The following is a 12,678-nucleotide window of genomic DNA, read 5'->3' as shown; positions in this document are numbered from 1 at the left end:
CGCGCATGTCAATGGCGCAGGTTCCGCGTCGCTCGTCGCGGCGACGTGCGGGTATCTCCCGCAACAAACGCATCGTTACGCTCTACCCGTGGCGTCAATCATCGACACCGTTGCAAACCTGGCCAAGCGCCGTGGCCTCGTCTACCAGTCCGGCGAGATCTACGGTGGCACCAAGTCTGCTTGGGACTACGGCCCTTTGGGCGTCGAGCTCAAGGAGAACATCAAGCGGCAGTGGTGGCGATCCGTGGTCACCAGCCGCGACGACGTCGTTGGCCTCGATAGCGCGATCATCCTGCCTCGCGAGGTCTGGGTGGCCTCAGGACACGTCGAGGTGTTCAACGATCCGCTGGTGGAGTGCCTGAACTGCCACAAGCGGCGTCGGCAGGACCACTTGCAGGAGGCCTACGCGGAGAAGAAGGGCATCGGCGACCCCGAATCCGTTTCGATGTCGGAGATCGTCTGCCCGGACTGTGGCACCAAGGGTCAGTGGACCGAACCACGCGACTTCAACATGATGCTCAAGACCTACCTCGGCCCGATCGAGACGGAGGAAGGCCTGCACTATCTGCGGCCGGAGACCGCACAGGGCATCTTCGTGAACTTCGCCAACGTAGTCACGACATCACGGAAGAAGCCGCCCTTCGGCATCGGCCAGATCGGCAAGAGCTTCCGCAACGAGATCACACCGGGCAACTTCATCTTTCGCACCCGCGAGTTCGAGCAGATGGAGATGGAGTTCTTCGTCGAGCCGGACACCGCTGCCGAATGGCACCAGTACTGGATCGACACCAGGCTGCAGTGGTATGTCGACCTCGGCATCAAGAGTGACAACCTGCGGTTGTTCGAGCATCCCAAGGACAAGTTGTCGCACTACTCGGATCGCACCGTCGACATCGAGTACAAGTTCGGCTTCCAGGGCAACCCGTGGGGTGAGCTGGAAGGCGTTGCCAATCGCACCAACTTCGACTTGTCAACGCACTCAAAGCATTCCGGTGTCGACCTGTCGTTCTATGACCAGGCCACCGACACCAGGTATGTGCCGTACGTGATCGAACCCGCAGCAGGTCTGACCCGGTCGTTCATGGCGTTTCTCGTCGATGCCTACGCCGAGGACGAGGCGCCCAACGCCAAGGGCGGCGTCGACAAACGCACGGTGCTCCGGATCGACCCGCGGCTGGCCCCGGTCAAGGCGGCGGTGCTACCGTTGTCGCGAAACGAGGACCTGTCGCCCAAGGCGCGTGACCTCGCCGCCGAGTTGCGCAAGTCGTGGAACGTCGAATTCGACGACGCGGGTGCGATCGGCAGGCGCTACCGCCGACAGGATGAGATCGGCACGCCGTTCTGCGTCACGGTCGACTTCGACACGCTCGACGACCAGGCTGTGACGATTCGCGAACGTGACGCGATGTCGCAGGAGCGGGTGGGGCTCGACGCCGTGGCGGATTATCTGGCGGTGCGCCTCAAAGGCAGCTGACGTTCTTCCGCGAGCTGGGCCCACACGTCAGTAGGGGAACGCAGATGTCCCCGAAACGGCCGCGAAATGGGTACTTTTGCGACTGCTCGCGAGTGGAACCGAGCCCTAGAAGCGGCCGCCGCCGCCACCAAGGCCGCCGCCCGAGCTGGACCCTCCGTAGGAGGTCGAGCTCCAGCCGCCGCCCATGCCGCCGCCGATGCCACCGCCCATCCCGCCGCTGAGGATGTTTCCGAGGATGATGCCGCCGAGCACCGCGCCCATATTGGACCCGCCGCCGCTGCCGTAGCGCCCGGTGTATGCACGCGCAGCGGCCTGCGCGTCGGAGGTGGCCATCGACTGCGCCTGCGACGCCAGCATCGCCGCACCGTTCGCGTGCGCGATCGCATCGTTGAGATTGCTCTCTCGCCTGTCCTGCGCGGCCTGCAGTTGGCGCACCGCTTCGGCGAGCCGTGTGCGCGCCTCTGGGCCGATGCTGCCGCGACGAACGTCGATGAAGTCCGAAACGGCGCGCACCTTGGACTGCGCAGCGAAGAGCGCTTGATCGTATGCGCGGCTGAGCCGCTCGGCGGCTTCGCGTTCCTCGGTGACGCTGGCCAGTAGCCGATCCAGCTCGGCATCGGCCTGGGTCAGCTTGGTGAACGCGCCAAGCGGGTCTGCGGTGCCCGCGCTTTGGGCCTCCGCGACGGCCCTGACCGCCACATCCCGGGCCGCGCCGAGCTTGTCGGCCTGAGCGATGCCGCCCTGAGCCAGTTGGTCTCCCGCGGCCTTGATGCCGGCCTGAATATCGGCGATCGCTGCCGGGAGTGTAGCGATCGCGCGGTTGATGTCGGTTGCGGCGGTGTCCACCGCGTCCAGCAGCATGCGCGCCTGACCCAGCGCCGACTCGGCGGCGCGGACGGCGTCGACGAGCCCACCCTGGCGATCCGCCGGACGGGCCAGCAGGCTCCGCGCGCTGGTGATGTTCTGCTCGGCGAAGCTCAGTCGCTGCTTTGCAGTATCGACATTGCCTGCCACCGAAGCCAGTGCGGTATCGGCGAATTGGTTGTGAAGCGCGGTAAGCGCCTGCTGCGATGGTTCTAGGCGCGCCGTCAGGTCGACCATCTGTTGCGTCATCACATCGAGCCGGCTCGGTGCGTTGATGACCAAATCCCGCAGCTGCGCGAATGCCTCCCGTTGGGAATCGAGTTCGCGGTCGGCCTTGGCCGCCGCCACCACCACTCGGGTCAGCAGGTCTCGCCGCTGCGCGGGCGTCTCCGGGACGGCGTCGTCGAGGATCTGACGTACGTTGAATGCCTGCGCCAGCGTAGTTTTCGCGGTCATGACCGCCTTGCTGAACGGCGCCGTGTCCTTGTCGCCGAATTCCTCGACGGCCAACACGAGTTCGTTGTCGCTCGTGCGCACGGCGTTGTCGACGTCCACGACGATCGACTTGGACAGGTCGTCGAGCGCGTCGAGGGGGACCGAGGCCAGTGCGTTGGGATCGGAGGGGTCGACGCGGCGCGCTGCGGCGAACTCGGCTTCGCGACGCTTGCGTCGTCGCCGCCGGGTCCAAATCCACAACAGCAGCACCAGGACGACAAGAATGGCCACCGCGACGAGTAGGCCGAACCCTGAGACTCCCGGTCCTGGTGCGCTCGCGGTGTTCAGTCCTTCGGCCGCCGCAACCGCAGCACCGGCCCAGTCGTTGCGGCGCAGTTTGGGTTCGATCGCATCGCGGCGAATGTCGTTGGAAGCCGAGTTGCTGACGATGTCGGTCGGCACCTGGAACGCATAGGAGCGGTCGCGGGTGGCGACGGCAAGGATGGCGTCGTTAGCGTCCAAGTCGCTTGTTTGCCTGGTCCTTTCGGCCCAGGTCACCGCGCCGAGGCTATCGAAGCTGTCGACGTAGACCACCCAGAGGCGCGCCCGGCGATCGGTGTAGAGCTGGTCGACGGCCGCTTCCACCTCGCTGCGCTGCGAGCCGTTCAGGGTTTGCGCTTGATCGGTGACGTAGCCGGGCAGCCGGAACGGCGGTGTGCTGCCTGCGGTCGGCGCAAGCAGGACCCCGGCGGCCAGAATCGCGAGGACCAGGCTGAGCAAGCGGGCGATGCGCATGATCGTCAATGTAGTGCGCTGCCACGCCGCGACAGCCGGTACCGAAGAAGAGTCCTGGCAGACTATGCGTCGGTGGCGATGAACAACGACGCATACGACGAGTTCGACCGGCAGCGCCTGGTGGTCGAGCCGCCGAAGAGTGCCGCGTTGCCGGGGACCGAGTCCGAACACCGTACCGACTTCGCCCGCGACCGGGCCCGGGTACTGCACTGCGCGGCGCTGCGTCGGCTCGCTGACAAGACGCAGGTCGTCGGGCCGCGTCAGAGCGACACCCCGCGCACCAGGCTGACGCACTCGTTGGAGGTCGCGCAGATCGGCCGCGGGATGGCGATCGGGCTTGGCTGCGATCCCGACCTCGTCGACATGGCCGGGCTGGCCCATGACATCGGGCATCCGCCGTACGGGCACAACGGTGAGCGCGCGCTCAACGAATTCTCCGATGCGCACGGCGGTTTCGAGGGCAATGCCCAGAACTTCCGGATCCTGACGCGGCTCGAACCCAAAGTCCTTGATCCGCAAGAGCGTAGCGCCGGGCTGAATCTCACCCGGGCGGCGCTGGACGCCGTCACCAAGTACCCGTGGCAGCGGAGCCCGCAGCGCAGCAAGTTCGGCTTCTACACCGACGATATGGCCGCCGCCGACTGGATGCGGGACCGAGCGCCCGAACTCCGGCCCTGCCTGGAGGCCCAGGTGATGGATTGGGCCGACGACGTGGCGTACTCGGTGCACGACGTCGAGGACGGCGTGGTGTCTGGCCGCATCGACATGCGGGTGCTTGCCGACGACGACGCCGCCACCGAGCTGGGCAGGCTGGGGGAGTCGCACGGAATGGGCGGTGGCTTGTCCGCCGACGACCTGGTGTCGGCGGCCGTGCGGCTCTCCGAGCTGCCGGTGGTCGCGGCCGTCGGCAAGTATGACTCCACGCTCGCCGCGTCGGTCGACTTGAAGACTCTGACCAGCGCGCTGGTCGGGCGGTTCGCGTCGGCGGCGATCGCCGCCACCAGGGCGCATGCCGGCCCTGGGCCGCTGGTCCGCTATGCCGCCGAGCTGCGCGTGCCCGCGCTGGTGCGCGCCGAGGTGGCGGTGCTGAAGGTGCTGGCCCTGCAGTTCATCATGTCCGACCCGCGACACCTGGACCTGCAGGCCCGTCAGCGTGACCGCATTCACCGTGTCGCGCAGTGGCTGTTCGCCGGTGCACCCGCCACCCTCGACCCGATCTTCGTGCCCGCGTTCAATGCGGCCGACGACGACGGCGGGCGCCTCCGGGTGGTCGTCGACCAGATCGCGTCGTTCACCGAAGGCCGATTGGAGCGGTTGGAACCCGCTCTAGACTGATTCGGTGGCCGGCCGTATCCCAGATCGCGATATCGCGGCCATTCGCGAACGCGTGCGGATAGAAGATGTGGTCGGCGACTACGTCCAACTGCGCCGTGCCGGGGCAGACTCGCTGAAGGGCCTGTGCCCGTTCCACGACGAGAAGTCCCCGTCGTTCCATGTGCGCCCCAATCACGGTCACTTCCACTGCTTCGGCTGCGGTGAGGGCGGCGACGTCTACGCGTTCGTGCAGAAGATCGAGCACGTCACATTCGTCGAGGCGGTCGAGCTACTTGCCGACCGCGTCGGCTTCACCGTCACCTACACCGGGGCGGCGACCAGCGTGCAGCGTGACCGGGGCAGCCGCAGCCGGTTGATCGCCGCCAACGCCGCCGCGCAGGAGTTCTATGCCGAGGCGCTGAAGTCGGACGAGGCGGCGCCCGCGCGTGAGTACCTTCGTGACCGCAACTTCGATGCGGACTCCGCAGCGCATTTCGGCTGCGGATTCGCACCTTCGGGTTGGGATTCGTTGACGAAGCACTTGCTGCGCAAGGGCTTTGAGTTCAAAGAACTCGAGGCGGCCGGGCTGTCGCGAGAAGGCAGGCGCGGGCCGATGGACCGCTTCCACCGGCGGCTGCTGTGGCCCATCCGGGTGTCCAGCGGAGAGGTCATCGGTTTCGGCGCCCGCAGGTTGTTCGACGACGACCAAAACCAGGCGAAGTACGTCAACACACCCGAAACCGTGCTGTACAAAAAGTCCTCGGTGCTTTTCGGTCTCGACCATGCCAAGCGGGACATCGCCAAGGCTCACCAGGCGGTCGTCGTCGAGGGCTACACCGATGTGATGGCTATGCATCTTGCCGGGGTGACCACTGCGGTGGCATCGTGTGGGACCGCGTTCGGTGACGAACATCTGGCGATGTTGCGGCGACTCATGATGGACGACAACTTCTTTCGCGGCGAACTGATCTACGTGTTCGACGGCGACGCCGCAGGCCGTGCTGCGGCGGTGAAGGCGTTCGGCGGTGAACAGAATCTTGCCGGGCAGTCGTTCGTTGCTGTGGCTGCCGACGGCATGGATCCGTGCGATTTGCGGCTGAAGTCTGGTGACGGGGCCCTTCGTGACCTGGTGGCACGCCGAACTCCGTTGTTCGAGTTCGCAATTCGCACCGAGCTTGCCGACCACGACCTGGAGAACGCGGAGGGCCGGGTCACCGCGCTGCGCCGGTGCGTGCCGATGGTCGCGCGGATCAAGGATCCGACGCTGCGCGACGAGTATGCCCGCCAACTGGCCGGCTGGGTGGGCTGGGGCGACGTGGCCCAGGTGGTGAACAGGGTCCGGGACCAGTCAAAGGGCGGCGGTCAGCAAGCATCGGAACGTACGCGGGCCAGGCCGTCGACCACCTCGGCGACGGCGGTGGCGCGACCTGATCCGCGGGATCCCACGCTGTGGCCGCAGCGGGAGGCCCTGAAGTCGGCCCTGCAATACGCGGCGTTGGCGGGACCGGTCTTCGACGCGCTGACTCCCGAGAGCTTCACCCATCCGGGATATACGGCGGTGCGGGCCGCCATCGCGGCGGCGGGCGGCACCACGGCGGGCGCCTCGGGTGCGGAATGGATCGACTCGGTCCGCCAGCAGACCGGTTCGGACGCCGCCGCGAGCCTGGTCTACGAGCTCGGGGTGGAGTCGATCAGTGTGGAAGACGACGAGAGGCTGCCGCGCTACATCAGCGGGGTGCTGGCTCGCCTGCAGGAGGTCGCGGTCGGTCGCCAGATCGCCGAGGTGAAATCCAAGCTGCAGCGCATGTCACCGGTGGAGCAGGGTGACGAGTATCACGCGCTGTTTGGGGACCTGGTGGCGATGGAGGCTTATCGCCGCAGCCTGTTGGAACAGGCCAGCGGCGACGACCTTACTGCGTAAGCAGCCCCTACAAGTTATGGTGTAACAGCCCTCGACCCACCGGTGAAAGGCAATTGTGGCTTCGAAGAAGACTCGTCAGGTGATCGCCATCAGCGCTTTCGCGGTTGCCGCGGCGGCGGGACCCGTTATCGCCGCGACTACGATTTCGACCTCTGCGCCCCAGAACTACCAGGCCGGTCCGGCGTGCCTCGCCTGGTTCGGCAACCAAGAGGACGGGCACTGCCTGAGCTACTCGAACGGCTCACCGAACAACTTCGGCACACCATGGGGCATCTACGGGCCCAACAACTACCAAAACGGCGGACTGCTGCCGGGTCAGACCTACACCGGCGGCGTCAACTAGCGCTTATCGGCCGTCGGTGCTGTCTGCGGGTTGAGCACCGCGGTTTCGCCGTCAATCGGCGTCAGCGTCACCATCTTCGGGTCCGGTGAGACCCGATTCGCAATCTTTCGGCGTCCCGCCGTGATCACGGCCTTGGCGGCCGGACTCTCGGTGACGGCGCGATACGTGCCCGCGATCTGCTCATAGCGGCGTCGGCCCGCCTTCGTACCCAACACGTAGCCGACCGCCATTACGACGACATACCGGAACACGGAGCCCCTTCCCGACGACGGTGTGACAGTGTCCATCCTGCCTCACCGAGTGGGGTGCGCGCCGGGCCGGGACAGTATTGGCGGGCCGGCCCGCACGTACGCTAAAGTCAACCCTCGGTCCGCGGCTGAACCCGCGCGGACAGGGCAATCCCCTGTAGCTCAATTGGCAGAGCATTCGGCTGTTAACCGAAGGGTTGGTGGTTCGAGTCCACCCGGGGGAGCACACTTCGACCTCCCCGCGTCCCGGTAGTTTGCGAGTGGGTCGACCTTGGGTATCCGCCGCCGAAGCGGTGGGCATTGGACTGGTTGCGTTCGCACATCGTCAGGCGATGGGCGGCGCAACCGAGTGTTGAGCCAACAGCGCCCTGCTCTCATCGCCGACTGATCGCGCAGCGCAGTCGGCATTCCGAGGGTCCGGTTGTACGTCGACAAACTGGCTGGTCGACGAGCATGACGCCCTCGAAAGCGAAATCAAGCGGTAAGTGCGAAATTCGCTAATTCGCGACTAATCGAGTCGACACTGTTAGGTGGCGGCGAACGGTCTGACCGATCCGGAGCTGCGACGTGCTGCTCCCCAGACCGGCCACTCCTCTCGCGGCCGGAATATCGGATGCGCACGAAGGGAGTCTCCACAGTGTCCGAGCAAGAAAACAAGGAACTCATCAAGAAGGGTTACGACGCCTTCGCGACGGGTGACATCGAAACGGTGATGAGCCTGTTCGACGACGATGTCGAATGGGTGCAGCCGGGTCAGAGCGCGGTCAGTGGCACTTTCCACGGAAAGACCGAAGTCCTCGAGTACATGGGTCGGTTGGCCGAGAAGTCCTTGGCCGTGCGGCTCATCGACGTCATCGCCGAAGGCGACACGGTCGTCGCGCTCACCGAGGTGTCCGCCGGCGGCGAAACCGGAAGGGATGCTGACGTATTCACCGTCCGTAACGGCAAAACCGTCCGCGCCCTGATGCACGGGGACACCGCCATGATGGAGCGGGTCTACGGCAAGAAAGCACTCACCGCTGGGTGATCGCCACCGATCGTCGTCTGGCCAAAAGCGCGGAGTCCGTAAGCTCGTGCCCATGCGACTGTCTGGCTTGCTTGCGGCCCTGATCGCCGTTGGACTGTTCGCCATCGGATGTGGCTGGAGCCCACCGGGTCCATCGCCGACCAGTACGCAGGCCTGCGGGCCTTCGGACGGCCCAAGCCCCGACACCGTCGGGCAGGCGATCGCGAGCCTGCCTGCCGGTGCGCAGTGGCGGGAATCCGCGCGCGGTCACACGCCCGACTGCAGGCTCAACTGGGTGGTGGTGACCGCCGGCGACGCGTCGGACAGCCCCATGCAGGTGCTGTTCTTCGACCGCAACAATCCGCTGGGCCCGGCCACGCCGGAGCCGCGGCCGTACATCAACGTCATATCGATGGGCAATGACACCGCGAACGTGCAGTACCAGTGGCGTCAGGGCCAGGATCCGGCGTGCTGTCCCACCGGCATCGGCTCGGTCCGTTTCCAGATCGGCGAGGACGGCAAGCTCGAGGCACGCGACCCGATCCCCAACCCGTAGTCAGACTCCGCGGACGCTGCCTCCGTCGATCACGTACTCGGCGCCGTTGATGTATCGGGCGCGGTCGGACACCAGGAACGCGACGAGCTCACCGACGTCGGCAGGGCTACCCGGCGCACCGAGCGGAATGCCGCCGATCGAGTCCATGATCAGGGTGCGTGCCTCGTCGATCGTGATGTTGTTCATCTCGCCGATCTCGACCGCCATCCGGTAGGCCGACTCCGTCTCGATGTAGCCCGGGCACACCGCGTTGACGCGAATCCCCTTTGGCGCCAACTCGTTCGACAGGGCCTTGCTGTAGTTGGTGAGCGCCGCCTTGGCCGCTGCGTACGGAATCGACGCCGGTAGCGGCGCGCGACGCTGGATCGACGTGATGTGCACAATGGCCCCGGATCCTCGTTCGATCATTCCCGGGATGACGCAACGGTCCAGCCGGACGGCCGCCAGCAGGTTCGTGTCCAACGCCGATTGCCAGTCGTCGTCGGTGAGCGATGCCGCTCCGCCCTCGTATTGCCCGGAGCCGCCGACGTTGTGTACCGCGATGTCTATCTCGCCGAGTCGCTCGAGCGCCTCGGCGGCCAATGCCGCAACGCCGTCGGTGGTGGCCACGTCGGCGACCACGACGTCGTCAGCAGAGGAATCCTCGGGTGTCGACCGCGCAGCGACCAATACCCGTGCCCCGTTCGCACGCAGACGGTCGGCGATGCCCTTGCCGATGCCGCGAGTTCCACCGGTAATCAGTGCGGTACGGCCGGATAATTCACCAAGATCGGTCACGCGCCGAGTCTGTCACGCGGCACCGACACCGATTTCTTTACGACGACGCTGTCGGCAAAAGCGCTGGACTGTCAGAATTCCGCGGCGAAGCGGTCGGCGGCTACTTCGGCTCGATGGTGCCGGAGCTGGTGACGTCCTTCTGCTGATGCTCGTCGGCGTCGGGAATGTTCTCCGGGTGCAGCATCTCGGCGTAGCGCAGCTGCTCGGGGATCCCGAAGCCTTCGACCAGCAGTTCGGCATACGGCCGCAGGTTGCGGCACCGTTCGTTGATTCCGCGGGTCACCGCCTTGGCGCGCTCAGTGGACAGGAAGCGATGCTCCATGAACCAGGCCCTGTCTTGTTCGATCACCGACAGTGCGTACAGGTCGCAGACCATGTTCAGGATCTCGCGGGCCTTGTCGTCCTCGCATGCGTCGATGCCAGCGACGAACGATTCCAGGATGATGCGTTCGATGTGTACCCGTGCCGTGTGCAGCACATGGTCTTGGACCGAGTTGAACGCATCGAAAGCACTCATCTCCTTCGACTTGCTCTGTAACCGGCGAGCAACCGTCGCGAGCATGTACTCCTCTCGGTCCTCGAACATCTTGACCTGGGTGCCGCGGTTGAACAGGCTGCCCTCTTCCTCGTTGTCCTGCCGGGTGTCGAGGATGGTCTGCATGATCGTCTCGGCCGCAGTGCGTTTCATCACCCGCTCGCCGGCGAAGTTGGCGGCGAACCGCACCCACTCGACCGGGCTCATGCCCTTGATGTCGTCCGCGTAGGCGGTCAGCAGCTCCTTGGCCACCAGTTGGGTCAGCACATGGTTGTCACCCTCGAAGGTGGTGAAGACGTCGGTGTCGGCCTTGAGCGCGATCAGCCGGTTCTCGGCGAGATAGCCTGCGCCGCCGCAGGCTTCGCGGGCCTCCTGGATCGCACGCGTCGCGTGCCACGTGTTGGCGGCCTTGAGGCCGGCCGCCCGGGATTCCAGTTCGCGCTGCTCTTCGGCGTCGGGGTCGTCCGCCGTCTGCAGCTCATGGCACTTGGCCACCAGCTCGTTCTGCGCGAACTGCAGCGCGTAGGACTTTGCGATCAACGGAAAGAGCCTGCGCTGGTGCACGAGATAATCCATGATCAGCACCTCGCGGTCGTCGCCGGGTGCTTGGAACTGCCTGCGCTCCAATGCGTACCGGGTCGCGATGTCCAATGCCACCCGAGCCGCCGCGCCCGCGCTGCCGCCGACGGTGACCCGGCCGCGGATCAAGGTGCCGAGCATGGTGAAGAACCGGCGCCCGGGATTTTCGATCGGCGATGAGTAGGTGCCGTCCTCGGCGACGTCGGCGTACTTGTTCAACAGGTTGTCGCGGGGGACGCGGACCCGGTCGAACTGGATGCGACCGTTATCGACGCCGGGCAGGCCGCCCTTGTAGTGGCAGTCAGACGTGGTCACGCCCGGCAGGTCGTTGCCCTCGTCGTCGCGGATCGGCACGACGAAGCAGTGCACGCCGTGGCCCTTCCCGTCCGGCGTGATCAATTGCGCGAAAACTGCCGCCACCCTCGCAGTTTGGGCGGCGCCGCCGATGTAATCCTTTCGCGAGGTGCGGGTGGGGGAGTCGATGACGAACTCCTGCGTCGCAGGGTCGTAAGTGGCGGTGGTTTCAAGGGCTTGCACGTCGCTGCCGTGACCGGTTTCGGTCATCGCGAAACAGCCAAGCAGCTCGAGGTCGATGATCTTCTTGACGTACGCCTTGTGATGCCGCTCGGTGCCCAGGTTCTCGATTGCGCCGCCGAACAAGCCCCACTGCACACCGGCCTTGACCATCAGCGACAGGTCGGACATCGCCAGCATCTCGATCTGGGTGATGGCCGCGCCGACGTCCCCGTTACCGCCGAATTCCTTCCTGAAGCCGTCCTCCGCCGCACCCCGCTGAGCCATGATCTTCAGCTGCTCCGCCACCTTGGTGCGGGCGATAACGGTGTTGGGGGTGTAGTGGGGTTTGAAGATCTCCGTGGAGAGTTCCTGCCTCACCCTGTTCTTCACATCGCGCCAACGGCCGTCCAGCGTATTGCGTAGATGCTCCGCAGTGGTGGTCATACCCAGACGGTAGCCCGTAATGCCTTCGTGGAAACTGTGACTTGGCAAACGTAGGCAAACCTCGCTAGACCTGGGCGAACGGATGGCGTTGAATTTCAGGCCATGGCCGAGGACAAGGCACCGGTATCGCCGACCGGAATGCCGCACATTCCGCAACATCGACACTCCGATGTGTCCGGCGGATGGTTGCGCGCGGCCACCTTCGGGGCGATGGACGGTCTGGTCAGCAACACCGCGTTGATCGCCGGCGTGGCGGGGGCGAGCGCGAGCGCCAACACCGTGGTGCTCAGTGGTGTGGCCGGACTGTTGGCCGGCGCATTCTCGATGGCCCTTGGCGAATACACCTCAGTCACTACGGCCAACGAGCAGATCGATGCCGAGGTTCGGCTGGAGCGACGCGCGCTGAGCAGCCACCCCGAGGCAGAAGAAACCGAACTGGTCTGGATGTTCGTCGAGATGGGGATGACGGCGGAAACCGCGGAAAAGGCTTCGGAGGAAATCCACCGCGACGAGGACCGCGCGCTGAACCTTCATGTGGCGCAGGAGCTTGGCGTCAACCCGAGCGAGAAACCGTCTCCGTGGGTCGCCGCAGGCTCGTCGTTCGTGATGTTTGCGATCGGCGCGATCGTGCCGCTCATCCCGTACCTGCTCGGATTCGAGTCGTTGTGGCTGGGAGTGGTCTGCGGTGGCATCGGCCTTGCGATCACGGGCGGCGCCGCGGCGAAATTCACCAGCAGACCCATCTGGTGGGCGGGGCTGCGGCAGTTGCTCTTCGGTGGCGTCGCGATCGCGGCCACTTATCTGGTCGGCAAGCTCGTCGATTCGTTCTTGTGATTTCGGCGCGCTCGCGTGCGCTGAGCGTCGATGAGCG

The 12,678-nt window shown here is 65.6% G+C and carries 11 protein-coding genes and 1 tRNA gene; 8 read left to right on the top strand and 4 right to left on the bottom strand.

Annotated elements, in window-relative coordinates:
- Nucleotides 1-88: 88 nt before the first annotated feature.
- On the top strand, nucleotides 89-1,474 hold the full coding sequence (locus D6M19_RS10410) for a glycine--tRNA ligase (protein WP_123025127.1): 1,386 nt from the start codon (nucleotides 89-91) through the stop codon (nucleotides 1,472-1,474).
- Nucleotides 1,475-1,579: 105 nt separating this feature from the next.
- On the opposite strand, the gene D6M19_RS10405 is transcribed toward D6M19_RS10410, so the two are convergent.
- On the bottom strand, nucleotides 1,580-3,568 hold the full coding sequence (locus tag D6M19_RS10405) for a TPM domain-containing protein (protein WP_123025126.1): 1,989 nt from the start codon (nucleotides 3,566-3,568) through the stop codon (nucleotides 1,580-1,582).
- A gap of 78 nt (nucleotides 3,569-3,646) precedes the next feature.
- Here D6M19_RS10405 and D6M19_RS10400 point away from each other — a divergent pair, with 78 nt between their 5' ends.
- The 3 genes from D6M19_RS10400 (at nucleotide 3,647) to D6M19_RS10390 (ending at nucleotide 7,146) form a co-directional block, all read left to right on the top strand.
- The gene (locus D6M19_RS10400) at nucleotides 3,647-4,903 is read left to right on the top strand and encodes a deoxyguanosinetriphosphate triphosphohydrolase (protein ID WP_123025125.1); all 1,257 of its coding nucleotides are present in this window, start codon (nucleotides 3,647-3,649) and stop codon (nucleotides 4,901-4,903) included.
- Nucleotides 4,904-4,907: 4 nt separating this feature from the next.
- The gene (gene dnaG, locus D6M19_RS10395) at nucleotides 4,908-6,803 is read left to right on the top strand and encodes a DNA primase (protein WP_123025124.1); all 1,896 of its coding nucleotides are present in this window, start codon (nucleotides 4,908-4,910) and stop codon (nucleotides 6,801-6,803) included.
- A 79-nt stretch (nucleotides 6,804-6,882) separates the two neighbouring features.
- Nucleotides 6,883-7,146 (top strand): DUF7155 family protein, encoded by a 264-nt coding sequence (locus D6M19_RS10390; protein ID WP_327389786.1) that lies wholly within the window; start codon nucleotides 6,883-6,885, stop codon nucleotides 7,144-7,146.
- On the opposite strand, the gene D6M19_RS10385 is transcribed toward D6M19_RS10390, so the two are convergent.
- Complete coding sequence (locus D6M19_RS10385; protein WP_123025122.1) at nucleotides 7,143-7,397, bottom strand: hypothetical protein; 255 nt, start codon at nucleotides 7,395-7,397, stop codon at nucleotides 7,143-7,145. The genes D6M19_RS10390 and D6M19_RS10385 overlap by 4 nt on opposite strands.
- 148 nt (nucleotides 7,398-7,545) lie before the next feature.
- On the opposite strand from D6M19_RS10385, the gene D6M19_RS10380 reads away from it, so the two are divergent.
- From D6M19_RS10380 to D6M19_RS10370, 3 genes are all read left to right on the top strand, one after another.
- Nucleotides 7,546-7,618 (top strand) — tRNA-Asn (locus D6M19_RS10380).
- A gap of 413 nt (nucleotides 7,619-8,031) precedes the next feature.
- Nucleotides 8,032-8,421: a nuclear transport factor 2 family protein gene (locus D6M19_RS10375; RefSeq protein ID WP_123025121.1), complete on the top strand. Its 390-nt coding sequence runs from the start codon at nucleotides 8,032-8,034 to the stop codon at nucleotides 8,419-8,421.
- Nucleotides 8,422-8,473: 52 nt separating this feature from the next.
- Nucleotides 8,474-8,956, top strand: coding sequence for an LppP/LprE family lipoprotein (locus D6M19_RS10370; RefSeq protein WP_123025120.1), 483 nt, complete (start codon nucleotides 8,474-8,476; stop codon nucleotides 8,954-8,956).
- Here D6M19_RS10370 and D6M19_RS10365 read toward each other — a convergent pair whose 3' ends face one another.
- Both D6M19_RS10365 and D6M19_RS10360 read right to left on the bottom strand, forming a co-directional pair.
- Nucleotides 8,957-9,733, bottom strand: a complete 777-nt coding sequence (locus D6M19_RS10365) for an SDR family oxidoreductase (RefSeq protein ID WP_123025119.1) — start codon at nucleotides 9,731-9,733, stop codon at nucleotides 8,957-8,959.
- 100 nt (nucleotides 9,734-9,833) lie between these two features.
- On the bottom strand, nucleotides 9,834-11,807 hold the full coding sequence (locus D6M19_RS10360; RefSeq protein ID WP_123025118.1) for an acyl-CoA dehydrogenase family protein: 1,974 nt from the start codon (nucleotides 11,805-11,807) through the stop codon (nucleotides 9,834-9,836).
- 102 nt (nucleotides 11,808-11,909) lie between these two features.
- Between D6M19_RS10360 and D6M19_RS10355 the strand changes: the two genes are divergently transcribed.
- Nucleotides 11,910-12,641: a VIT1/CCC1 transporter family protein gene (locus D6M19_RS10355; RefSeq protein WP_123025117.1), complete on the top strand. Its 732-nt coding sequence runs from the start codon at nucleotides 11,910-11,912 to the stop codon at nucleotides 12,639-12,641.
- Nucleotides 12,642-12,678: the final 37 nt, after the last annotated feature.

The organism is Mycolicibacterium stellerae (assembly GCF_003719305.1).
Taxonomy (GTDB): Bacteria; Actinomycetota; Actinomycetes; order Mycobacteriales; family Mycobacteriaceae; genus Mycobacterium; species Mycobacterium stellerae.
Note: the sequence above shows the minus strand (reverse complement) of the source record. Positions and strands in the feature narration are given on the sequence as shown.